The 23158-nt window shown below is 70.2% G+C and carries 20 protein-coding genes; 11 read left to right on the forward strand and 9 right to left on the reverse strand.

Annotated features, from left to right (window positions below; all coding sequences use genetic code 11):
* Positions 1-194: 194 nt before the first annotated feature.
* Positions 195-575 (reverse strand): ribonuclease P protein component, encoded by a 381-nt coding sequence (rnpA, locus tag ABFC67_RS02700; protein WP_346736499.1) that lies wholly within the window; start codon positions 573-575, stop codon positions 195-197.
* Between the two features lie 7 nt (positions 576-582).
* The gene (rpmH, locus tag ABFC67_RS02705; protein ID WP_346736500.1) at positions 583-717 is read right to left on the reverse strand and encodes a 50S ribosomal protein L34; all 135 of its coding nucleotides are present in this window, start codon (positions 715-717) and stop codon (positions 583-585) included.
* Between the two features lie 177 nt (positions 718-894).
* Between rpmH and dnaA the strand changes: the two genes are divergently transcribed.
* The 9 genes from dnaA to ABFC67_RS02750 all read left to right on the forward strand — a co-directional run bounded on the left by dnaA (position 895) and on the right by ABFC67_RS02750 (position 11425).
* Positions 895-2220 carry a chromosomal replication initiator protein DnaA gene (gene dnaA, locus ABFC67_RS02710; protein WP_346736501.1) on the forward strand — a complete coding sequence of 442 codons (1326 nt, stop codon included), beginning with the start codon at positions 895-897 and terminating at the stop codon, positions 2218-2220.
* Between the two features lie 203 nt (positions 2221-2423).
* Complete coding sequence (gene dnaN, locus ABFC67_RS02715) at positions 2424-3524, forward strand: DNA polymerase III subunit beta (protein WP_346736502.1); 1101 nt, start codon at positions 2424-2426, stop codon at positions 3522-3524.
* Positions 3525-3603: 79 nt separating this feature from the next.
* Positions 3604-4680 (forward strand): DNA replication/repair protein RecF, encoded by a 1077-nt coding sequence (gene recF / locus ABFC67_RS02720; RefSeq protein WP_346736503.1) that lies wholly within the window; start codon positions 3604-3606, stop codon positions 4678-4680.
* A gap of 130 nt (positions 4681-4810) precedes the next feature.
* On the forward strand, positions 4811-7222 hold the full coding sequence (gyrB, locus tag ABFC67_RS02725; protein WP_346736504.1) for a DNA topoisomerase (ATP-hydrolyzing) subunit B: 2412 nt from the start codon (positions 4811-4813) through the stop codon (positions 7220-7222).
* Positions 7223-7538: 316 nt separating this feature from the next.
* Entirely contained in the window at positions 7539-8831 is a 1293-nt protein-coding gene (locus ABFC67_RS02730; protein ID WP_346736505.1) for a tetratricopeptide repeat protein, read from the forward strand.
* 180 nt (positions 8832-9011) lie between these two features.
* Complete coding sequence (locus ABFC67_RS02735) at positions 9012-9665, forward strand: energy transducer TonB (protein ID WP_346736506.1); 654 nt, start codon at positions 9012-9014, stop codon at positions 9663-9665.
* Between the two features lie 127 nt (positions 9666-9792).
* On the forward strand, positions 9793-10575 hold the full coding sequence (locus ABFC67_RS02740; protein WP_346736507.1) for a MotA/TolQ/ExbB proton channel family protein: 783 nt from the start codon (positions 9793-9795) through the stop codon (positions 10573-10575).
* 11 nt (positions 10576-10586) lie between these two features.
* Positions 10587-10991 (forward strand): biopolymer transporter ExbD, encoded by a 405-nt coding sequence (locus ABFC67_RS02745; protein ID WP_346736508.1) that lies wholly within the window; start codon positions 10587-10589, stop codon positions 10989-10991.
* 11 nt (positions 10992-11002) lie between these two features.
* On the forward strand, positions 11003-11425 hold the full coding sequence (locus ABFC67_RS02750) for a biopolymer transporter ExbD (protein ID WP_346736509.1): 423 nt from the start codon (positions 11003-11005) through the stop codon (positions 11423-11425).
* Between the two features lie 111 nt (positions 11426-11536).
* Here ABFC67_RS02750 and ABFC67_RS02755 read toward each other — a convergent pair whose 3' ends face one another.
* From ABFC67_RS02755 to ABFC67_RS02775, 5 genes are all read right to left on the reverse strand, one after another.
* Positions 11537-12280 carry a pyridoxine 5'-phosphate synthase gene (locus ABFC67_RS02755; RefSeq protein WP_346736510.1) on the reverse strand — a complete coding sequence of 248 codons (744 nt, stop codon included), beginning with the start codon at positions 12278-12280 and terminating at the stop codon, positions 11537-11539.
* A 217-nt stretch (positions 12281-12497) separates the two neighbouring features.
* The gene (locus ABFC67_RS02760; RefSeq protein WP_346736511.1) at positions 12498-13424 is read right to left on the reverse strand and encodes a hypothetical protein; all 927 of its coding nucleotides are present in this window, start codon (positions 13422-13424) and stop codon (positions 12498-12500) included.
* 33 nt (positions 13425-13457) lie between these two features.
* Positions 13458-13886, reverse strand: a complete 429-nt coding sequence (locus ABFC67_RS02765) for a hypothetical protein (RefSeq protein WP_346736512.1) — start codon at positions 13884-13886, stop codon at positions 13458-13460.
* An 8-nt stretch (positions 13887-13894) separates the two neighbouring features.
* On the reverse strand, positions 13895-14431 hold the full coding sequence (locus ABFC67_RS02770) for an RNA polymerase sigma factor (protein ID WP_346736513.1): 537 nt from the start codon (positions 14429-14431) through the stop codon (positions 13895-13897).
* An 87-nt stretch (positions 14432-14518) separates the two neighbouring features.
* Positions 14519-15172: a 4'-phosphopantetheinyl transferase superfamily protein gene (locus tag ABFC67_RS02775; protein ID WP_346736514.1), complete on the reverse strand. Its 654-nt coding sequence runs from the start codon at positions 15170-15172 to the stop codon at positions 14519-14521.
* A gap of 116 nt (positions 15173-15288) precedes the next feature.
* Here ABFC67_RS02775 and ABFC67_RS02780 point away from each other — a divergent pair, with 116 nt between their 5' ends.
* Positions 15289-18807 carry a PAS domain-containing hybrid sensor histidine kinase/response regulator gene (locus ABFC67_RS02780; RefSeq protein ID WP_346736515.1) on the forward strand — a complete coding sequence of 1173 codons (3519 nt, stop codon included), beginning with the start codon at positions 15289-15291 and terminating at the stop codon, positions 18805-18807.
* Positions 18808-18817: 10 nt separating this feature from the next.
* On the opposite strand, the gene ABFC67_RS02785 is transcribed toward ABFC67_RS02780, so the two are convergent.
* The gene (locus tag ABFC67_RS02785) at positions 18818-19489 is read right to left on the reverse strand and encodes a response regulator transcription factor (protein ID WP_346736539.1); all 672 of its coding nucleotides are present in this window, start codon (positions 19487-19489) and stop codon (positions 18818-18820) included.
* Positions 19490-19576: 87 nt separating this feature from the next.
* Positions 19577-21517, reverse strand: coding sequence for an acetate--CoA ligase (gene acs, locus ABFC67_RS02790; protein WP_346736516.1), 1941 nt, complete (start codon positions 21515-21517; stop codon positions 19577-19579).
* Between the two features lie 177 nt (positions 21518-21694).
* On the opposite strand from acs, the gene ABFC67_RS02795 reads away from it, so the two are divergent.
* Positions 21695-23122 (forward strand): hypothetical protein, encoded by a 1428-nt coding sequence (locus tag ABFC67_RS02795; RefSeq protein ID WP_346736517.1) that lies wholly within the window; start codon positions 21695-21697, stop codon positions 23120-23122.
* Positions 23123-23158 lie beyond the last annotated feature (36 nt).

Here is a 23158-nt window from a genome sequence, read left to right on the forward strand (position 1 = left end):
GCCGTCTCCGTCGCCGTCGTGGCCGCCGGCGCGGGCGCCGCGGGCGGCGGCGTGCGGTAGTCGGCCTGCCACTGGTTCCAGATCAGGTAGGCGACGAAGAGCAGCGCAAAGGCGAGGAGCGAACGCGTTTGGTTCATCGCGGGATGGGCTCGGGTAGCGGCGCGGGAGACCCGCGACAGGGGCGGCGCGGACGATCAGTCCGCGATTGTGCCGGTCGGCTCGGACGGCTTCAACGGCTTGAGCCGCGTCCACAGCCGGGCCAGGTCGTCCAGCAGCACCGGCCCGGGCTGGGTCACTGCCTCGGCACGCGCGATCACCAGCAGATCAAGCGGCGGCAGTTCGGCGCGCGCCTGGCGGAATGCCTCGCGCACCAGCCGCTTGATGCGGTTGCGCTCGACGGCGCGCTTGGACACGCGCCTGGACACGGCAAGGCCGAGGCGCGCGCATGCGGCGCCGCCGACACCGTAGCGGATCTGGAAATAGCGGCTGCTGAGGCGGCCGGCTGCGGAGCGCAGCGCGGCGAAATCGGCGGCGCGGCGAAGCCGCGCGCCGCGCGGCAGGCCGGCCTGCGACATGCGCGTGTTACGGGATCAGACGCTTGCGGCCCTTGGCACGACGGGCGCTCAACACCTTGCGGCCGTCCGCGGTCTTCATGCGGGCACGGAATCCGTGGGTGCGGGCGCGCTTGAGCTTGCTGGGCTGGTAGGTGCGCTTCATGGTGGGCCTCCAGGAATTCTGGCCTGGTAAAAAGATTCGGGAGGATACGTGGCGCCTCCACGCAGGTCAAGGCGCATGAGGCGCGACACGCGTTGCGCGGCGCCCGCCGCACCCACCCTGCTATGCTTCGGAGCCGCTCGACGCGCCTCGGCGCGCACCCGCACCCCCCGAGGAACCATGAACGATCTGTGGCGGCGCTGCCTTGAACGCCTGGAAGGCGAACTCAGCGCCGAGGACATGCACACCTGGCTGCTGCCGCTGCAGGCGCGCGCCGACGGCGACGGCGTCCGCCTGTTCGCGCCCAATGCCTACACGCTGGACGTGGTTCGCAGCGAATACCTCGCCCGCATCGAGACGGTGCTGGCACACCTTGCCGGCCGCGCGGTCGGCGTGCAGGTCGAGGTCGGCGCGGCCGACAGCGCGCGCAAGCCGCGTGCGGCCGCGCGGCCGACGGCCGCGGCCGTCGCCGAGCCCGGGTTCGAGCACAACCTCGATCCGAACTACACCTTCGACAGCTTCGTCGAGGGCAAGTCGAACCAGCTCGGCAAAGCCGCGGCGATGCAGGTGGCGATGAATCCCGGCCGCGCCTACAACCCGCTGCTGCTGTACGGCGGCACCGGCCTGGGCAAGACCCACCTGATGCACGCCGCCGGCAATCTGATCCGCGAGCGCAGTGCCGGCACCAAGGTGCTGTACCTGCGCTCCGAGCAGTTCGTCGGCACGATGATCGAGGCGCTGCGCACCAAGAACATGGACGAGTTCAAGCGGCGCTTCCGCTCGGTCGACGCGCTGCTGATCGACGACATCCAGTTCTTCGCCGGCAAGAACACCACGCAGGAGGAGTTCTTCCACACCTTCAACGCGCTGTTCGAGGGCAAGCAGCAGATCATCCTGACCTGCGACCGCTACCCGAAGGAGGTGGAGAACCTGGAGCCGCGGCTGAAATCGCGCCTCGGCTGGGGCCTGTCGGTGGCGATCGAGCCGCCGGACTTCGAGACGCGCGCGGCGATCCTGCTGGCCAAGGCTCAGCACAAGGGCGTCGCCGTGCCCGAGGACGTGGCGATGCTGATGGCGCGCCGCATCCGTTCCAACGTGCGCGATCTCGAGGGCGCGCTGAATACGCTGGCCGCGCGCGCCAACTTCTTCGGCCGCGCGATCAGCCTGGAGTTCGCCCAGGAGACGTTGCGCGACCTGCTCAGCGTGCACGCCCAGGCGGTGACCATCCCGAACATCCAGAAGGCGGTGGCAGACTACTACCAGGTGCGCCTGTCGGACCTGCTGTCCAAGCGCCGCGTGCGTTCGGTGGCGCGGCCGCGGCAGCTGGCAATGGCGCTGGCCAAGGAGCTGACCGAGCACAGCCTGCCCGAGATCGGCGAGGCGTTCGGCGGACGCGACCACACCACCGTGCTGCACGCCTGCCGCACCATCCGCGGGTTGGGCGACAGCGACGCGCGGATGCGCCAGGACTGGGAAAAGCTGATCCGTATACTTACCGGTCAGTAAGCTGTGGATAATCCGGGGGAGCCGCGGGGGCCAAAAGTTATCCACAGGGCACCCACAGCCGGCGGGCCGGGTTAGCGTCTATTAAGACGTGTACAACTCCATGTTTTAGAAATGTTTTTAGACTTATTCCGCGTGTCCACAGCGCCTACAACCGCTACGGACATAAAGTTATAAACAAGCAGGATCGGATCAGGAACGGGGTCATGCGATTCAGCATCCAACGCGAAGTTCTGCTCAAACCACTGCAGCAGGTCATCGGCGTGGTGGAGCGCCGGCAGACGTTGCCGGTACTGGCAAACCTTCTGGTGCAGGTCAGCGGCGGGCGCGTTGCGCTCACCGGTACCGATCTCGAAGTCGAGATGATCGCGACCGCCCCGGTCGAACACGCCGAGGACGGCGAGACCACGATCCCGGCGCGAAAGCTGTTCGACATCGTGCGCGCGCTGCCGGACGGTGCGGCGATCGAGCTGAAACTGAGCGGCGACCGGATTGCGCTGAACGCGGGTCGCAGCCGGTTCACGCTGGCGACCTTGCCGCACGGCGAGTTTCCGACGGTCGACGAGATCGAGCTGGTCGAGCGCGTGCGCCTGCCGGAGGCGGTCCTGAAGGATTTGATCGAGCGCACCGCGTTCGCCATGGCGAACCAGGACGTCCGCTACTACCTCAACGGCATGCTGCTGGACCTGCGCGAGCAGGCGTTGCGCTGCGTGGCCACCGACGGGCACCGCCTGGCGCTGGCCGAGACGAACCTCGACGCCGGCGGCACCGCGCGCCGCCAGATCATCATCCCGCGCAAGGGCGTGATGGAACTGGCCGGGCTCTTCGAATCAGGCGAGGGCGAGGTGGAGCTGGAATTCGGCCGCAACCATCTGCGCGTGCGTCGCGGCGACGTCACCTTCACGTCGAAGCTGATCGACGGGCGTTTCCCGGATTACGAGGCGGTGCTGCCGATCGGTGCCGACAAGGTCGTGATGGTCAATCGCGACCTGCTGCGCGCGGCCCTGCAGCGCGCGGCGATCCTGTCGAACGAGAAGTACCGCGGCGTCAAGATCGAGGTCAGCCCCGGCAAGCTGCGCCTGGTCGCGCACAACCCCGAGCAGGAAGAAGCGGTCGAGGAAGTGGAGGCCGAGAGCGGCGTCAGTGAGTTGGCCGTCGGTTTCAACGTGGGCTACCTGCTGGACGCGCTGGGCGCCTTGCGCGGCGAACGCGTGCGCCTGTGCCTGCGCGATGCGCAGTCGAGCTGCCTGCTGGAAGGCGAGCAGGGCGAGAATGCGCGCCACGTGGTGATGCCGCTGCGGCTCTGACCGCGATGCGGCAGCGCCGCCACGACGCCGGGTGCGGTCTGGGACCGGCCCGGCGTCATTGTTTCCGGGGTGCCTGCCCGTGAGGCTCGAAACACTGCGGCTGCAGAACCTGCGCTGCTTCGACCGCGCCGAGTTGACCCCTGCGCCGGGCATCAACCTGCTGCTCGGCCCCAACGGGGCCGGCAAGACCAGCCTGCTGGAAGCGGCCTACCTGCTGTCGCACGGGCGCTCGTTCCGCGCGGGCGGGCGCGAAGCCCTGCTGCGCCGGGGGGAAACGGCGTTCACCGTGTATGCCGAACTGACCGTGGCGGCGGGATCGCGGCACCGGCTGGGGCTGTCGCGCGAGGCCGGCCGCTGGGCGGCGCGCCTCGACGGCGCAACGCTCGGCAACGTCGGCGACCTGCTCGAACGCTGTGCCGTGGTGTGCTTCGAGCCGGGTTCGCATGCGCTGATTGCGGGGGGCTCCGAAGAACGCCGACGGTTTCTGGACTGGGGCGTGTTCCACGTGGAACCGGAATTCCTGCCGCAGTGGCGCCGCTATCAGCGCGCGCTGAAGCAGCGCAACGCACTTTTGCGCGAGCAGGCGCGCCCCGACTGGCTCGCGCCCTGGGAGGCCGAGATGGCCGCGGCCGCGGATCCCATCGACGATGCCCGCCGGGCTTATGCCGGGGCGCTGGGGAGCTGGATCGGCCGCGTCGCGGGCGCGTTCCTGCCCGAGCTTGGGCCGGTGGAGCTGAGCTACCGCCGCGGCTGGCCGGACGAGACCGCGCTGGCCGCGCTGTTGGCCGAGCGGCGGGGCAAAGACCTTGCGCGGGGACATACGACCGCCGGGCCGCATCGCGCGGACTGGTCGCTGCGGTTTGCCGAGGCGCCGGCGCGCGAGCACCTGTCGCGCGGACAGGAAAAGCTGTGCGCGCTGGCCTGCGTGTTGGCGCAGGCCGAGCTGCACGCCGAGCGGCGCGGCGAATGGCCCGTGATCGGCCTGGACGATCTCGCCTCCGAGCTGGACCAGGCGCACCAGCGGCGCGTCGTCGAGCGGCTGCTGGCCGGTGCCGCGCAGGTGCTGATTACGGGAACCGAGCTGCCGCCGGTGCTGCGCGAGGTCGAGGCCGCGTTGTTCCACGTGGAACAGGGGCGCATCGACAGGCGGCGCTGATGCCGGTGTTCCACGTGGAACCGGCTTCGCCACAAGTGCTGGTATAATTCAGCGATTTCTCGCGCGGTCTGCACCTGGCGGCCCCTCACGGGGTGCCCGCGCCGCCCCCGCCTGTCCCAGCCGGATCCGCATGAACGCACACTACGATTCGAGCAGCATCAAGGTCCTCAAGGGTCTCGAAGCCGTCCGCAAGCGTCCGGGCATGTACATCGGCGATACCGATGACGGCACCGGCCTGCACCACATGGTGTTCGAGGTCGTCGACAACTCGATCGACGAGGCGCTGGCCGGCTACTGCGATCACGTCACGGTGACCATCCACGACGACGGCTCGGTCAGCGTCGAGGACAACGGGCGCGGCATCCCGGTCGGCATCCATCCGGAGGAGGGGCGTTCCACCGCCGAGGTGGTGATGACCGTGCTGCACGCCGGCGGCAAGTTCGACGACAACTCCTACAAGGTGTCGGGCGGCCTGCACGGCGTCGGCGTGTCGGTGGTCAACGCGCTGTCGGACCACCTCTGGCTGAGCATCTACCGCGACGGCAGCGAGTATCTGCAGGAATACCGGCTCGGCGAGCCGCTGTACCCGCTGAAGAAGGTCGGCCCGTCGACGCTGCGCGGCACCACGGTGCGCTTCCTGCCCAGCCCGACGATCTTCTCCAACGTCGAGTTCCATCACGACATCCTTGCCAAGCGCCTGCGCGAGCTGGCCTTCCTCAACTCCGGGGTGAAGATCGAACTGATCGATGCCCGCGTCGACAAGCGCGACGTGTTCCAGTACGCCGGCGGCATCCGTTCGTTCGTGCAGCACCTGGCGCAGGTGAAGACGGCGCTGCATCCCACCGTGGTCTACTTCAGCGCCATGGCGGAGGCGGTGACCGTCGATGTCGCCCTGCAGTGGACCGACGGCTACCAGGAAACGATGTTCTGCTTCACCAACAACATCCCGCAGCGCGACGGCGGCTCGCACCTGACCGGCTTCCGCGCCGCGCTGACCCGTACCCTGGCGAACTACATCGAGCAATCGGGGCTGGCCAAGAATGCCAAGGTCGCGCTGTCCGGCGACGACATGCGCGAAGGCCTGATCGCGGTGCTGTCGGTCAAGGTGCCCGACCCCAAATTTTCCTCGCAGACCAAGGACAAGCTGGTGTCCAGCGAGGTCAAGGGCATCGTCGAGCAGGTGGTCAACGCCAAGCTCGAGGAGTTCCTGCTGGAAAATCCGGCCGAGGCGCGCGCGATCGCCGAAAAGGTGGTCGACGCCGCCCGCGCCCGCGAGGCTGCGCGCAAGGCGCGCGAGCTGACCCGCCGCAAGGGCGCGCTCGATATCGCCGGCCTGCCGGGCAAGCTGGCCGACTGCCAGGAGAAGGATCCCGCCCTGTCCGAGCTGTTCATCGTCGAGGGCGACTCCGCCGGCGGCTCGGCCAAGCAGGGCCGCAACCGCAAGTATCAGGCCATCCTGCCCCTGAAGGGCAAGATCCTGAATGTCGAAAAAGCAAGATTTGACAAGATGTTAGCTTCAGCCGAGGTGGGCACGCTCATCACCGCGCTGGGCACCGGCATCGGCAAGGACGAGTACAACCCGGACAAGCTGCGCTACCACCGCATCATCATCATGACCGACGCGGACGTGGACGGCTCGCACATCCGCACGCTGCTGCTGACCTTCTTCTACCGGCAGATGCCGGAGCTGATCGAGCGCGGCCACGTCTACATCGGCCTGCCGCCGCTGTACAAGCTCAAGCAGGGCAAGCAGGAGATGTACCTCAAGGACGACGCGGCGCTGAACGCCTACCTGATCGCCAACGCGGTCGAAGGAGCGGAACTCGCCTACGTTGCGGATGCTCCGGCGGTGCGAGGGGAGGGCCTGGAGAAGCTGCTGCGCGACTACCAGGCCGCGCTCGACCAGATCGAGCGCCTCGGCCATCGCTGCGACCCCGGCGCGCTGCAGGCGATGCTGGAATACGCGCCGCTGGACGCCGCGCTGTGGCAGGATCCGCCGGCGCTGCAAGGCTGGCTGGACGGGCTGGCCGGACGGCTCAACGCCACCGGCCTCGGTCGCGCGCGCTATACGCTGAGCGCGCGCCCGGGGCAGGGCGAGCAGCCGCCGGCGCTGCTGATCGAGCGCGTGCAGCACGGCCTGGCGCAGACGCACGTGCTGCCGCAGCCGTTCTTCGCCGGCCCGGAGTTCCGTCCGATCCTCGAGACCGCGCGCGCCCTGCACGGCCTGCTGCAACCGGATGCGCAGATCCGCCGCGGCAATGCCGTGCAGGCGGCGACCAGCTTCGCGCAGGCGCGAGGCTGGCTGCTCGACGAGGCGAAGAAGGGCCGCACCATCCAGCGCTTCAAGGGCCTCGGCGAAATGAACCCCGAGCAGCTGTGGGAAACCACGGTCAATCCGGAGACGCGACGCCTGCTGCAGGTGCGCATCGAGGACGCCGTCGCTGCCGACCAGGTCTTCGCGACGCTGATGGGCGACGTGGTCGAGCCGCGTCGCGAGTTCATCGAGTCGAACGCGCTCAGGGTCAGCAATCTGGACGTCTGAGCGCGGTCGGGCGCGCGCGTTCCGCATGCGCGCGCCCCCTGCGCCGATCCGGCGGGGGCCCGCGCGCACCGCGTACTCGTTGCATACGGCTCGTTGCGCCGCGGACGGTCGCCGCAGGCCGCGTCTCGGCGGCGGCGCGGCCAGGGCGGCACGCGTGATGTCCGCAGCCTCGCGAAAGGCCCCCACGCAAAAGTTCACATTCCCGGGCACGCAGAGCGGCGCGGATGATGCAGCGCGGCTTGAGCCGCGCGCGCGCCTGGCGTTACTCTCGCCGACTCCCCGCGCGCCGAAGGCGCGCCGTCAACCGAGGTGCGCCATGAAGTTCGGACGTTTCTCCCGCCTGCTCGCCGTCGCGGCGCTGGCGCTCTTGCTGACCGGCGGCATCGCCGTCGCCAAGGAAAGCAAGCAACCGTCGGATTACCCGAATGCGACGCGCAGCGAGCCGAAGAACGACCTTACCAGCGAGCGCGACCATAAGACGCTGCAGGCCGCTATCGACGCGAACAACGCCGGCGACGACGCCAAGGTGCAGGAGAACGCGCAGAAGATCCTCGATTCCAGCAAGAGCAAGTACGCGAAGGGCATCGCCCTGCAGTTGCTCGCCAACCTCAAGTACAACGCCGGCGACTACAAGGGCGCGGTCGCGCTGTACAAGCAGTTGCTGGACCTGAACTCGCTGCCGAACGACAGCTATTTCGGTTCGATGCTGAACATGGTCACGGCTTACGCAGCAGACGAGCAGTATCAACAAGCCGACGAGCAGATGAAGGTCTGGCGCGAACAGGGTAGGAGCGAAAGCCCAGATTCCTACTATGTCGAGGGCACCATCGACTACCACCTGCAGAAATTTCCCGAGGCGATCGCGGCGGTGAATAAGGCGATTGCCCTCAACGGCGGTGCGAGCAAGGATTCCTGGGACAACCTGCTTCTTGTTTGCTACGGCGAAACCAAGCAGTACGACCAGATGGACAAGATGGTCGACGAGGCGCTGGCCAAGGATCCGACCAAGACGACCAAACTCAACAATGCGTTGGTGGTCTACCAGAACAATGCCGAGTACGCGCGCATGGGCGCGCTGATGGAAAAGGCTGCGGCCAAGGGCGCCCTCACAACCGAGGACAACTACATCCTGATGGGGCAGGTCTTCCAGGTGATGGCGCAGAACGCCGACAGCCAGGCCCAGGCCGAGAGCTACGCCGCCAAGGGGACCCAGGCCGTGCTGGACGGCATCGCCAAGGGCGTGGTCAAGCCCGGCTACAAGCCGTACAAGCTGATCGGCGACACCTACCGCATCGCCGGCAACACGGCCAAGGCGATGGAGGCCTACGCCAAGGCGGCGCCGGACGCGCCGGACGGCGAGCTCGACCTGCTGCGCGCGCAGGTGCTGATCCAGGACCAACTGAAGTACGCCGAGGGCAAGGCCGCCCTGCAGCAGGCGTTGAAAAAGGGCGTCAAGCGCCAGGGCGCTGCCTACCTTCTGCTGGGCAACGCCGAGCTCAAGATGAAGAACAACGCGGCGGCGATCGCCGCCTACAAGCGCGCGGCGGAGGACTCAGAAACCGCGTCGATGGCGCGCGACATGCTGAAGAAACTCGGCGCTGCCAAGTAGCTTTCGTCCCGCACCATCCCGCCGCCGCGGTCGTCGTTCAGCCTATATACAAACGTCGGTCGCTGGTGTAGTGTCAACGTCTTTCCCCCACGCGTTCCGGGCGCGACGCTGCTTCACGCTGCGCCGTCTACGCGTGGAGGGAAATCGGGTGTACCCATTGAGAGTGGTTGATTCGTACTGATGGCCACAAGCAAGCACTCCCCCGGCTCCGAGCCGTTCAACTGGAAGCGCACATGGGCGTTGGCCGTGGCCTTCGCGGTGCATTCCTTTGCGTTCCTGCTCATCGCCGCACCGGCCGCTCCGCCGCAAGCCAAGGAAGTGAAGAAGGACAATATCGTCCAGGTGGAGTTCATCGAGCCGCCGCCGCCGCCGCCGCCCCCGCCGCCGCCGCCGCCGGAACCGCCGAGGAAGCCGCCGCCGCAGATCAAGGAATTGATCAAGCCGCCGCCGACCCCGCCGCCGCCGCAGCCGCCACCGGTGGAGGAGCAGACGGCCATGTCGACGCCTGCGCCGCCGCCGGCACCCCCGGCGCCGCCCGCGCCGCCGTCGGATATCGCGCCCAGCGAGGACGTGAGCTATCGTCAGCGCAATCCGCCCCGGTATCCGCCGGAGGCGATGCGCCAGCAGCACCAGGGAACGGTGGTCTTGCTCGTTCTGGTGGGCGTGGACGGCTCGCCCAAGGAAGTCAAAGTGGAACGTTCCAGCGGTTATCGCGAGCTGGACCGTGCCGCCATGGAAGCGGCACGCAACTGGCGATTCAATCCGGGCAAGCACAACGGCCAGCCGGTCGAAGGCTACGCACGAATTCCGGTCAACTTTACGCTCGGCCAATAACGGCTGCGCTAGAGTCCATGTCCACGCTTAACGAAGGGTAGCGTTTATGCTTCAAGAAGCGAGTTCGACCCAGCCTGACGCTGGCACCATTCCGCCGACCGACGCGGCGGCAGCCCCGATTCCGGGCATGGGCGGCGGCAGCGCCCAGGCACTGCAGCAGATGGGCTTCGACCATCTGTTCCGGAGCTTCATCCACGGCGAGAACTGGGTGGGCTTCATCGTGTTCGTGGTGCTGGTCGTCATGTCGGTGATGTCCTGGTACTACATCGTGCGCAACTTCCTGACCAACACGATGATCCGCCAGCGCATGGAAGGCGTGATGTCGAAGTTCTGGGACACCAGCACGGCGCAGGAAGCGATTCGCGCCATGGAGATGCAGCCGAAGTCCGAGCCGTTCTCGAAGATCGTGCTCGACTGCGCGTTCGCCGCGACCCACCATCAGCGCCACGAAGGCAGCCGCCTGGCCGAAGCGCTGAACCGTTCGGAGTTCATCGACCGCGCGCTGCGCCAGGCGGTGGCCCGCGAGAGCATGCGCCTCGAGGCCGGCCTGACCCTGCTGGCAACCGTCGGCTCGGCCGCCCCGTTCGTCGGTCTGCTCGGCACCGTGTGGGGCATCTACCACGCCCTGATCGGCATCGGTGCGTCCGGCCAGGCGTCGATCGATGCGGTCGCCGGCCCGGTCGGCGAGGCGCTGATCATGACGGCGATCGGTCTGGCGGTCGCGATCCCGGCGGTGATGGCGTACAACTTCTTCGTGCGCACCAACCGCACCACCTACGCCCGCTTCGACGAATTCGCGCACGACCTGCACGACTTCTTCACCACCGGCGCGCGCGTCGAAGCCGTTCCGGCGGCTGCGGTGGCCGGCCCGCGCTCGACGGCGGCGGCGGCACCTGCTGCCAAGAAGTGAGGTAGGCGGTCATGGCCTTCACCACCAACAGCGGCGGTGGCCCGATGGCGGACATCAACGTCACGCCCCTCGTGGACGTGATGTTGGTGCTGCTGATCATCTTCATGATCACGGCGCCGATGCTGTCGCACAACATCCGCATCGACCTGCCGCAGCCGAACCAGAACGTCCAGAACGAAAACCCCATGGAGCCGATCAGCCTGGTGCTGAAGGAAGACGGCTCGATGTACTGGAACGACAGCCCGATCTCGGATCTCGAGCTGGCGGCGCAGCTGGCGGTGGTGGGGGCCAAGCCCGAGGATGCGCAGCCGGAGCTGCGCATCAAGGCGACCGACACCACGCGGTACGAAATCCTGGCGACGGTCATGGCCGAGGCCAAGAGCAAAAACGTCAAGAAGATCGGCTTCGAGAAGTGAGGTAAGACGCCATGGCGTTCAGCACCAACAGCGGTGGCGGCCCGATGTCGGACATCAACGTCACGCCCCTCGTGGACGTGATGCTGGTGCTGCTGATCATCTTCATGATCACGGCGCCGCTGATGTCGCACCGCATCCGCGTCGACCTGCCCAAGGCCGATCCCGGCCTCAAGGTGGACGAGAAGGTCGTGCCGATGGACCTGGCCATCAAGGAAGATGGTTCGATGTTCCTCAACGACAACCCGGTCAACGAGGCCGAGCTGAAGGCGCAGTTCGCGGTGGCGGCGGTGAGGACACCGCAGCCGGAACTGCAGATCCGCGCCGACAAGAGCATCGAGTACAAGACCATCTGGGGCGTGCTCTCCGACGCGAAGAGCGCCGGCATGGTGCACGTCGGCTTCATCACCACCGGCAAGTCGGGCGAAGGCAAATAAGGCCGTCCGCTCGACGTTGCCTCGGAAGACGCCGCGCATTGCGCGGCGTCTTCGTTTGCGGGGCCGGCGGACCGCAGCCGGGAACCGCGCTGCCCGCCGATGCGCGGACGTTCAGGCCAGGATCGCGAGATAGTTGCGCACGGTGCGGGCGAGGCCGTCGTACAGCGCTTCGTCGATCAGGGCGTGGCCGATCGAGACTTCGGCCAGCCCCGGGATGGCCTGCTTCAACGCGCCGAGATTGCGCTGGTTGAGATCGTGTCCGGCGTTGACCGCGAGGCCCGCCTGCTGCGCGCGTCGCGCGGTGTCGGCGCAAAGCGCAAGCTCGCGCGTGCAGTCGCCGTGGGCGAACGCGTGCGCGTAGGGGCCGGTGTAGATCTCGATGCGCTGCGCGCCGAGTCGCGCCGCCGCATCCAGCGCCGCCGCGCCGGCGTCGACGAACAGCGAGACGCGACAGCCGAGCGCACGCAGCTCCGCGATCACCGGCGCCAGCCGCGCGGCGTCGCCCGCGAGGTCGAAGCCGTGGTCGGAGGTGATCTGCGCGTCGGCGTCCGGCACCAGCGTGACCTGCTGCGGCCGCGTTTCGCGCACCAGGGCGAGAAAGCCGGGATAGTCGCCGCGCGCGCCGGCCCAGGGATTGCCCTCGACGTTCAGCTCGACCCGGCCGCGGGTCAGCGCGGCCAGCGCGCGCACGTCGTCCGGGCGGATGTGGCGCTGGTCGGGCCGCGGATGCACGGTGATGCCGCCGCAGCCGGCGTCGATGCACACGCGTGCGGCGGCGCACACGTCCGGCTGGTCCCCGCCGCGCGAGTTGCGCAGCACGGCCACCTTGTTGAGATTGACGCTGAGCACGGTCATGCCGCTACCCCGCATGCATGGACGGAATCGCCGCGCCGCATCGCGCCGCGGTAGACCATGATGCCAAAGAAAGACGCGCGCAGTCCTGCGCGCGTCGGGCGCCGCCGTCGCATCCGTGCGGGCGCAAGGGTATCCACGGCTGGAGATCGGACTCCAGGAACAGAGACCGCGGCGCACGCGCCGGGTTCCCGGCGGCGATCCGCCCTGCGCGGACCGGTTACGGACAGCGCGCCGGCGCCGTCAGCCAGATCACCGGTTGCCACCAGGCCTCGTCCGGGCCCGGATTGGACAGGCGCTCGATATGCAACTGGGCGCCCAGGTAGTAGAGCGTGCCGGGGCGGATGTCGACCTCCAGGGTCTTGGTCGAGACGCGGCTGTCGCGGCCGGCGCGCGCGATCAGCGTGCTCGGCAGTTGCCTGCGGTCGATACGCTCGCCGACGGTCAGCACGTGCCGGCCCGGATCGACGCGATAGCTTTCCTGGCCGCTCACGCCGGCGTTGCGTCCGTCGATCAGCAGCAGCGCGGCGGAATAGATGTGCCGGTTGCGCGGCGCCACGTCGAAGGTGGTGATGCGCGCGCAGCTGCCGCCGGCCGCCGGGCCCGCGCCAGCGGACAGCTCCACGCGCATTGCCGGCAGGTCGACGCGCTGCAGCGGTGCGGACAGCGCCAGCGTGCGCGCGCCGCGGCGCACGTCCAGCGCGAGCGGCGCGCCGTCGGGCAGCGCATCCAGCGCCTGGCGCAGCCGCGCGGCGGCGGCCGCGCGGCCGTCCGCGTCGGTGCCGAGGCCGGCCAGCGGCGCGGTGTTGACGCGGGCCAGCACGTCGCCCGCCTGCACGCCCATGCGCGCGCCGAGGCTGCCCGGCGCGACCGCGAGCACGTGCAGGCCGTCGCGCGCATGCGCGGCATCGGTGCTGTCGACGACCAGGCCGAGATCGACGCCGCGATCTGCCGGCAGCTCGACTGTCAGCGGCGCGTCGGTCGCGCCCAGGTCCGCGAACAGGCCGCGCTCGGCGAGCTGCAGGCGCAGCGTGCCGAGTTCATCGCGGAGCTGGGCGGCGACGTCGCCGTCGGCGAGCGCCGCCGGCGCGGTGGCGAACGTGGCGGCGAGAACCAGCAGGCAAGAGGGAAGGCGGGGCATGGACATGATCGACTCCTCGTGCGGCGTCGGGCGCCGCGATCAGATACGCGTCGTGCGCAGGCCGTCGCGCTGCGCGGCGACCAGGCTTTCCAGCAGCTCGCTGCGGGCGCGCCATAGCGTTTCGCGCTCGGCCGGCGGCGCGCCGCGCGCGTAAGCGGCGTGCAGCGCGCGATCGACGCCGCCGAGCGCGTCGGCGAGCGGTCCGGGCGCGGGCCCACGCGGCGCCGCGGACGCCAGCTCGCGCTCGAGCGCGCCGGCGCGCGCCTGCCAGTCGTGCGTCGGCGCCGGTGCGCGCGTCGCCGGCAGCAGCGCCGCCGTCGCGCCGGCCAGCAGCAGCACGCAGCAGGCGCCGGCCGCCACGCGCTGCGCCTGTCGCCGTCGCGCGCGCGCGACGATGCGCGGCCACAGCGCGGGGTCGGGCGCGAACTGCGGCAGCGCGCGCAGTTGCGCGTGGGAAAGCGGGGGCATGGTTTCATTCATGGCAGCGACTCCAGGCCGATCCCGTCGCGGCCGAGGCGGCGGCGCAGCCGCACCAGGGCGCGCGACAGGATCGATTTCGAATAGCTCTCGGTCTGCTCGAACATGCGTGCCAGCTCCGCGTGGGTGTAGCCCTCCAGCTCGTGCAGCACCACCACCGCGCGCGCGCGCGGCGGCAGCCGCAGCAGCAGCGCCAGCGCCTCGGCCTGCTGCTCCGGCAGCGGGCCGGGCGCGCCCAGCCGGGCCAGCAACGCGTCGGCGTCCGTGGCGACCAGGAAGCGGCGCGCGCGCAGCTGGTCGATCGTCGCGTTGACCGCCAGCCGGCGCAGCCACAGCCCGAACGGGGCCTCGCCGCGGTAGCGCCGCACCTGCCCCAGCACGCGGACGAACACTTCCTGCACCACGTCCTCGGCCGCCGCGCGCTCGCCCAGCACGCGCAGCGCGAGGTTGAACACCGGCGCGGCGAAGCGGCGGTACAGCTCGGCATGCGCCTGCATGTCGCCGCGCCGCGCCTGCGCCAGCAGATCGGGCGGCACCTCCTGTGCGAAGACGCTGCGGGGGGCGGTCGGTTCCACGGGAATAGGGACGGGGCCGGCGGCGCGAGCGTCGCAGCGGGCGAGGGCTCAGCCGGGTGGCGCGGCGGCGGCGAACGTGCGCACGCGTCGCGCGCCGCCGCGCCAGGCCACCGCGCCGGCATAGCCCGGCGCCGGCGCCAGCGCGTGCAGCTGCCAGTCCGATGCGGGCGCGGCATCGTCGGCGAAGGCGAGCGGCCGCGCGCCCGCGGCCTGCAGCGCGAACGCCACGCGCGCCGGGCCGAACGCGAGCCCGCGCCCGAGCGCCTTCAGCACCGCCTCCTTCGCGGTCCACAGGGTGAAGAACGCCTCGGTGCGCGCCGCGCCGGCGAGCCCGCGCAGCGCGGCCGCTTCCTCGGCGGCGAAGTAGCGCTCGGCCAGCTCGAGCAGGCGCGGGCGCGTCTGCACGTGCTCGACGTCGACGCCCAGCGCCGCGTCGCGGCCCAGCGCCGCCAACGCGTAATCGCCGCTGTGCGACCAACTGAACGCGAGGCGCGCGTGCGGCGGCGCCAGCGACGGCTTGCCGTGTGCGCCGGCGACGAACGCCAGCGCGGAGGCGGGCACGCCGAGGTAGGCGCCCAGCAGCGCGGCCAGCGCGCCGCGCCCGGCGCCGCGCCGGTGGGGCAGGCGCCACACGTGCACGTCCGCGGCGTCCAGGCCGGACGCCGCGACCGCGAGCGGATCCGCAGGCAGGAAGTGCGACATGCCTGCATGGTGGCGGCGCGCCGCCGCGCCGGCAAGCCGCGCGCGCGCCGGCACTTCCAATTCCGCCGCGCCGCGGCCATAGAATGGCTACCGCATCGAGCGGAGCGCGCGCACCCGTGATTGCCGGCTGGCTGCTGCTGCTGGTTTCGTTGGCCTACGTCGGCCTGCTGTTCGGCGTCGCCTACTACGGCGACCGCCGGCCGCTGTACCCGAGCCGGCCGTTCCTGCGCCCGATCGTCTACAGCCTGGCGCTGGCGGTGTACTGCTCGTCGTGGACGTTCTACGGCGCGGTCGGCAGCGCGGCGCGCTCAGGCCTGTCCTACCTGCCGATCTACCTCGGCCCGATCCTGCTGTTCGTGTTCGGCATCGGCCTGCTCGAGCGGCTGAACCTGATCGCCAAGGAACGCGGCATCACCTCGATCGCCGACTACATCGCCGCGCGCTTCGGCAAGTCGCAGGGGCTGGGCGCGCTGGTGACGCTGATCGCGGTGGTCGCGGCGATCCCCTACATCGCGCTGCAGTTCAAGGCGGTGGCGATGTCGATCGGCGTGCTCAGCCACGGCAGCGCGAGCGCCGCCGCGCTGCCGATCGGCGACAGCGCGTTCTGGTGCGCGCTGCTGCTGGCGGCGTTCGCGATCCTGTTCGGCACCCGCCAGATCGACGCCACCGAGCACCACCACGGCATGATGCTGGCGATCGCGGTCGAGTCGGTGGTCAAGCTGGTCGCGTTCGTCGCGATCGGCGTGTACGCGCTGCGCGTGAACCCGCACAGCGTCGCCGAGCTGGGCCAGTCGCTGCGCGCGTCGGTGGACGCCGAGCTGCCGTCCGGCTTCTTCGCCAAGACCCTGCTGGCGTTCTGCGCGATGTTCTGCCTGCCGCGCCAATTCCAGGTCGGCGTGGTCGAGTGCGAGGACGCGCGCGACGTGCGCCGCGCGCGCTGGGTGTTCCCGCTGTACCTGCTGCTGATCTGCGTGCTGGTGCCGCCGATCGTTTCCGCTGGCGCGGCGTTCGCCTCCACGGCCGGACTCAGCCCCGACGCCCGGTTGCTGTGGCTGCCGCTGGCCAACGGCCAGACGGCGCTGGCCCTGATGGCCTATATCGGCGGATTCTCGGCGGCCACGGGCATGGTGATCGTCGAGTCGGTCGCGCTGGCGACGATGATCAGCAACGACCTGGTGATGCCGGCGCTGCTGCGCATCCGCGCGCTGAAGCTGGAGCAGCGCCGCGACCTGTCGGCGGTGGTGCTGGCGGTACGCCGCATCGCCATCGTGCTGCTGGCGCTGCTCGCCTACGGCTACTACCGCGCCAGCACCCACGCCGAGTACCTCGCCACGCTGGGCCTGCTGGCGTTCGTCGCGGTCGCGCAGTTCGCTCCGGCGATCGTCTCCGCGCTGTATTGGCGCGGCGCCAGCCGCATCGGCGTGATCGCCGGCCTGGCGGCCGGCTTCGCGGTATGGACCTACACCCTGCTGTTGCCGAGCGTGGCCACCGCCGGCTGGCTGCCGGACGGCTGGGTCGAGCGCGGTCCGTTCGGGCTGGACTGGCTGAAGCCGCAGGCGCTGTTCCACCTGTCCGGCTGGGATGCGGTGACGCACGGCACGTTCTGGTCGCTGCTGGCCAACGTCGGCTGCATGGTGTTCCTGTCGCTGCGCTACCGGCCCAGCGTGGACGAGCGCCTGCGCGCGCTGGCGTTCCTCGACCCGTACGCCGCGCGCCGGTCCGGTGGCGGCGAGTTCCGCGGCCGCGTGCGCGTCGACGAGCTGCGCGCGATCGCCGGCCGCATCGTCGGCGAGCGCGCTGCGGCGCGCGCGTTCGACGAGTACGCGCAGGCGCGCGGCCGCCCGCTGCCGCCTGCGGAAAACGCCGACCGCGCGCTGATCCAGGCCACCGAGCGCCTGCTCGCCGGCGCGGTCGGCGCGCCCAGCGCGCGGCGCATGCTGACCAGCGCGCTGTCCGGCAGCGGCCTCGACATCGCCGAGACGGTCGCGCTGCTGGACGAGGCCTCGCAGGAGCTGCGCTTCAACCGCGAGCTGCTGTCGACCACGATGGAGAACATCGCACAGGGCATCAGCGTGGTCGACCGCGACCTGCGCCTGGTCGCCTGGAACCGCCGCTACCTCGAACTGCTCGGCTATCCCGACGGCATGGTCTACGTCGGCCGGCCGGTCGCCGACCTGATCCGCTGGAACGCCGAGCGTGGCGAATGCGGCCCCGGCGACGCCGCCGCGCACGTGGACAAGCGCATCAACCACCTGCGCGCCGGCGCGCCGCACGTGTTCCGCCGCGAGCGCGCCGACGGCAGCGTGATCGAGATGCGCGGGCGTTCGCTGCCCGGCGGCGGCTACGTGACCACCTACACCGACGTCACCGCCTACAAGCGTGCCGAGCAGGCGCTGATCGACGCCAACGAGACGCTGGAGCAGCGCGTCGCCCAGCGCACCGCCGAGCTGACCGAGGCGCTGACCGCGCAGGAGCGCGCCAAGCGCGAGGCCGAGCAGGCCAACCAGTCGAAGACGCGCTTCCTCGCCGCCGCCAGCCACGACCTGCTGCAGCCGCTGAACGCCGCGCGCCTGTTCACCTCGGCGCTGCGCCACAGCGATCTCGACGCCGAGGCCGCGCAGCTCGCCGAGCGCATCGACGCCTCGTTCAAGGCCGCCGAGGATCTGCTCGAGGCGCTGCTGGACGCCTCGCGGCTGGAAGCCGGCAAGTTCGCGCCGGAGGTCGGGCCGGTGGCGCTGGGCGAGCTGTTCGAGTCGCTGCGCACGCAGTTCGCGGTGCTGGCCGAGCAGCGCGGCCTGAGCCTGCACGCGGTCGATACCCACCTCGCGGTGCGCAGCGACGCGCAACTGCTGCGGCGCATCCTGCAGAACTTCCTGTCCAACGCGCTGCGCTACACGCGCCGCGGCACCGTGCTGCTGGGCGCACGCCGGCACGGCGCCGAGGTGCGCATCGAGGTCTGGGACACCGGCCCGGGCATCGCGCCCGAGCAGCAGCAGCGGATCTTCGGCGAGTTCCAGCGCCTCGAGCATCCCTCGCCGTGGGGCGAGAAGGGACTGGGCCTCGGCCTCGCCATCTGCGAGCGCATGGCCACCATGCTGGGCCACCGCCTGGACCTGCGTTCCTGGCCCGGTCGCGGCAGCTGCTTCGCGGTCAGCGCGCCGCGCGCCGCCGCGTCGCGGCCGCTGGGCGTGCGCGCGGTGGTACGACCGACGCCGGCCGGGCAGGACTTGCCGCTGGACGTGCTGTGCCTGGACAACGATCGCGCGATCCTCGACGGCATGGCCGCGCTGCTGTCGCGCTGGGGCGTCAGCGCGCACCTCGCGGCGAGCGTCGATGCGGCCGAGGCGATCCTCGCCGCGCGGCGCGTCGACCTGATCCTCGCCGACTACCATCTCGGCGCCGACCTCGACGGCCTGGCCGCGCTGGCGCGATTGCGTGCGCGCTGGCCGGACCTGCCGCCGGCCGCGCTGATCACCGCCGACGGCAGCGCCGAGCTGAAGCAGCGCGCCCGCGCGCTCGGCTATCCGGTGCTGCACAAGCCGGTCAAGCCCGCCGCGTTGCGCGCGCTGCTGACCGCGCTGGCGCGCGGCGTCGAACGCGGCCCCGCAGCCGCGGGGCGCGCGGCGTCTGTCTGAGGCCGGCTGGCTAGCTTTCGTCCGGCAGCGCCGGCACCGGCGTCTGTTCCAGCGCCAGGTGGCTGGCGACCAGGGCGACCTGGGTGCGGTTGGACACGCCGAGCTTGCGCATGATCGCGGTCATGTGCGCCTTCACGGTCGCCTCCGACACGTTCAGCTCGAACGCGATCTGCTTGTTGAGCTTGCCCTCGGCGATCATCGACAGCACGCGGAATTGCTGCGGCGTCAGCTCGGCGATGCGCGCGGCGATCTCGGCCTCGTCCGACTTCAGCTCGCCGTGCGCGCCGATGCCGAGCTGCGGCGGCAGCCAGATGTCGCCGTCCAGCACGGCGTTGATGGCGTCGACGATCGAGCCCACCGCGGCCGACTTCGGGATGTAGCCGGCGGCGCCGTGGCCGAGCGCGCGGCGCACCACCGCCACCTCCTCGTGCGCGGAGACCACGATCACCGGCAGCCCGGGATACTGGCCGCGGATGTGCGCCAGCGCGGAGAAGCCGCGCGCGCCCGGCATGTGCAGGTCGAGCAGCAGCAGGTCGGCTTCCGGCTTGCTCTCCAGCAGGGCGAGCAGCGCCGGCACGCTGTCGGCGCCGTGCACCGCGGCGTCGGGCAGGGCGGCGTGCACCGCGCGCGTCAGGGCATCGCGGAACAGCGGGTGGTCGTCGGCGACCAGGACATCGCGCATGCGGCGTGTGCGGCTCATGCCCCATCATCGCCGCAAGCCGCGGCGACCGGAAGGGGGCGCCGGGACGGGCCCGACGCGGGCCGCCTCTCACCTCACCAGGCGCTCGCCGACCAGGCTGTGCACCACCGACGGGTCGGCCAGGGTGGAGATGTCGCCGAGCTGATCCGGCTGGTTCTCGGCGATCTTGCGCAGGATGCGGCGCATGATCTTGCCCGAGCGTGTCTTCGGCAGGCTGGGTGCCCACTGCAGGTAGTCGGGCGTGGCGATCGCGCCGATCTCCTTGCGCACCCAGGCGACCAGCTCCTTGCGCAGCGCGTCGCTGGGCTGCTCGCCGACCTTCAGGGTGACGTAGGCGTAGATGCCCTGGCCCTTGATGTCGTGCGGGCAGCCGACCACCGCGGCCTCGGCCACCTTCGGATGCGCGACCAGCGCGCTCTCCACCTCGGCGGTGCCGAGGCGGTGGCCGGAGACGTTGATCACGTCGTCGACGCGGCCGGTGATCCAGTAGTAGCCGTCCTCGTCGCGGCGCGCGCCGTCGCCGGTGAAGTACATGCCGGGGTAGGTCTTGAAGTAGGTGTCGATGAAGCGCTGGTGGTCGCCGTAGACGGTGCGCATCTGTCCCGGCCAGGAGTCGGTCAGCACCAGGTTGCCTTCGCAGGGGCCGTCCTTGACGTGGCCGTCGGCGTCGACGATCGCCGGCTTGACGCCGAAGAACGGCAGCGTGGCGGAACCGGGCTTCTGGTCGATCGCGCCGGGCAGCGCGCTGATCAGGATGCCGCCGGTCTCGGTCTGCCACCAGGTGTCGACCACCGGGCAGCGGCCGTCGCCGACCACGCGGTGGTACCACTCCCAGGCTTCCGGGTTGATCGGCTCGCCGACCGTGCCGAGCACGCGGATCGACGCGCGCGAGGTTTTCTTCACCGGCGCCTCGCCCTCGCGCATCAGCGCGCGGATCGCCGTCGGCGCGGTGTAGAACAGCGTCACCTTGTGCTTGTCGACCACCTGCCAGAAGCGCGAGGGATCCGGGTAGTTCGGCACGCCCTCGAACATCACCGTGGTCGCGCCGTTGGCCAACGGGCCGTACAGCACGTAGCTGTGGCCGGTGACCCAGCCGACGTCGGCGGTGCACCAGTAGACGTCGTCCTCGCGCAGGTCGAACACGCACTCGTGCGTGTAGGCGATGAACACCAGGTAGCCGCCGGTGGTGTGCAGCACGCCCTTCGGCTTGCCGGTGGAGCCCGACGTGTACAGCACGAACAGCGGATCCTCGGCGCCCATCGGCTCCGCCGGGCAGTCCGCGCTCTGGCCGTCCACCAGCACGTGCCACCAGCGGTCGCGCGGCGCCTGCATGGCGATGCCGCCGCCGGTGCGGCGCACCACGATCACGGTCTCGACGCTGGTGGTGCCAGGTCGCGTCAGTGCCTCGTCGACGTTCGCCTTCAGCGGGATCGTCTTGCCGCCGCGCAGGCCCTCGTCGGCGGTGACCACCAGCTTGCACTGCGAGTCGGCGATGCGCCCGGCCAGCGAGTCCGGCGAGAAGCCGCCGAACACCACCGAGTGGATCGCGCCGATGCGCGCGCAGGCCAGCATCGCCACCGCGGCCTCCGGGATCATCGGCATGTAGATCGCGACGCGGTCGCCGCGGCGCACGCCGAGATGCTTCAGCACGTTGGCGAACTTGCACACTTCCGCGTGCAGCTCGCGGTAGCTGATGCGGCGCGAGTCGTTCGGGTCGTCGCCCTCGAAGATGATCGCGGTCTTGTCGCCGCGCGTGGCGAGGTGGCGGTCGAGGCAGTTGGCGGCGACGTTCAGCACGCCGTCCTCGTACCAGCGGATGTGCAGGTCGCGCGCGTCGAACGACACGTCCTTGATGCGGGTCGGCGCCTTGATCCAGTCGAGGCGCCGGCCGATGCGGGCCCAGAAGCCCTCGGGATCGCGGATCGACTCCGCGTACAGCTTCGCGTAGTCGTCCTTGCGCAGGCTCGCGGTGGCGGCGAAGGCAGCCGGCACCGGGTAGATCTTGGACATGGGGTTCTCCTTGGCTGGCGGCGGCGCCGCATGCCGCAGCGTCGCCCTATCCACCGCACGTTAGCCGTCTGCGCGACGCGACCAAGTGGACTTTAGTCGAAACTCGACCATCGGCGAATAGCCGCGCCCCACGCCCGCGCCCATGCTCGCTGCGCATCGCCACGGGAGGGGTCCCTCATGCAGCAGACACGTACGATCTTGCGTCGCGCGGCGCTCGCGCTCGCCATCGCCGGTGCGCTCGGTGCGCCGCTGGTCGCCGGCGCGGCCACCAAGTCCGAAACGCAAATGCAGGCGCGCATCGCCCAGCTCGAGAAAGAGCTCGCCGATCTGAAGGCGATGGTGCAGCAGCAGGCGCAGGCGCAAGCCGACCTGCAGACGCAGCAGCACGCGCAGGCCGAGGCGCAACAGCGCGCGCAGGCGGAAGCGCAGGCGGCCGCTTCGAAACAGCAGGCCGCGTCCGCGGCTCCGGTGTTCAGCTCCGCGCCCGGCGTTTCCGTGTCCATGCACGGTTTCGTCAACGTCACGGCCTTCAGCCAGAACAAGAGCTTCGTCTTCGGCAACGGCCAGAACGCCGAATTCCCGGTGGCCGGTGCCAACGGCTCGCTCAGCGGCATCGACATCCGCAACACGCGCTTCTGGTTCGACTTCGCCGGCGCCAAGTTCGCCGGCGACTGGACCGGCGGCGGACGCATCGAGGCGGACTTCTTCGGCGGCTTCAACGGCACCGGCGCCTACAGCCGCCAGCAGCCGACGCCACGCCTGCGCCAGGCGTACATGGACATCGCCAACAAGCAGACCGGCAGCACCGTGCGCGTCGGCCAGCAGTGGGACCTGATGTTCCCGCTCGACAACACGCCGGCCTCGCTCGCACACATCGCCTTCCCGCTCGGCTTCGGCGCCGGCTTCGTCGGCTGGCGCTTCCCCGGCGTGGTGTGGATGCAGGATCTCAACCACGGCAGCCAGGGCACCAAGTGGCGGTTCGACATGGGCGCGTTCGACGGCAACTGGAGCGGCCCCGGCGACAACATCAACTACCTGACCGCCGGCAACGCCGGCTTCCGCCCGCAGCTCGAGGCGCGCCTGCGTGCGCAGGGTTCGGACTGGGTCGCCTATGTCGCCGGCCACTACAGCAAGGTCGAGCTGAGTGGCGTGGGCGGCACCGCACCGACGCCGATCAAGAGCAGCATCGACAGCGTGGGCTACGAGGTCGGCGGCAGCTGGAAGCCGGGCGACTGGCTGTTCAAGGGCCTGGTGTACAGCGGCAAGGGCCTCGGCCAGATCTTCGGCGCATTGGCGCAGTTTGGCGACATCCAGGAAACCGGCGGCTTCCTGCAGGCCGGCTACAGCTTCACGCCGAACTGGAGCGCCTACGCGTTCTACGGCCTCAGCAAGCCCAGCCGCAACGACGTCGTCGACTGGCTCGGCAACGGCTCGGTGGGGCGGCTGAAGAACCGCCAGGCGGCGCTGAGCCTGCAGTACACCGCGGGCGCCTACGATCTGGGCCTCGAGTGGCTGCACGACACGCTCGACTCCACCAGCGACGGCATCACCACGAAGAAGACCAGCGGCAATCAGCTCAGCGTGAGCGCGATGTACCGCTTCTGACCGAAGCCACGCCGCGGCGGGCCGTCCGTGCCGCCG

This window comes from Mizugakiibacter sp. (assembly GCF_039680435.1).
In the GTDB taxonomy this organism is placed as follows: domain Bacteria; phylum Pseudomonadota; class Gammaproteobacteria; order Xanthomonadales; family Rhodanobacteraceae; genus Mizugakiibacter.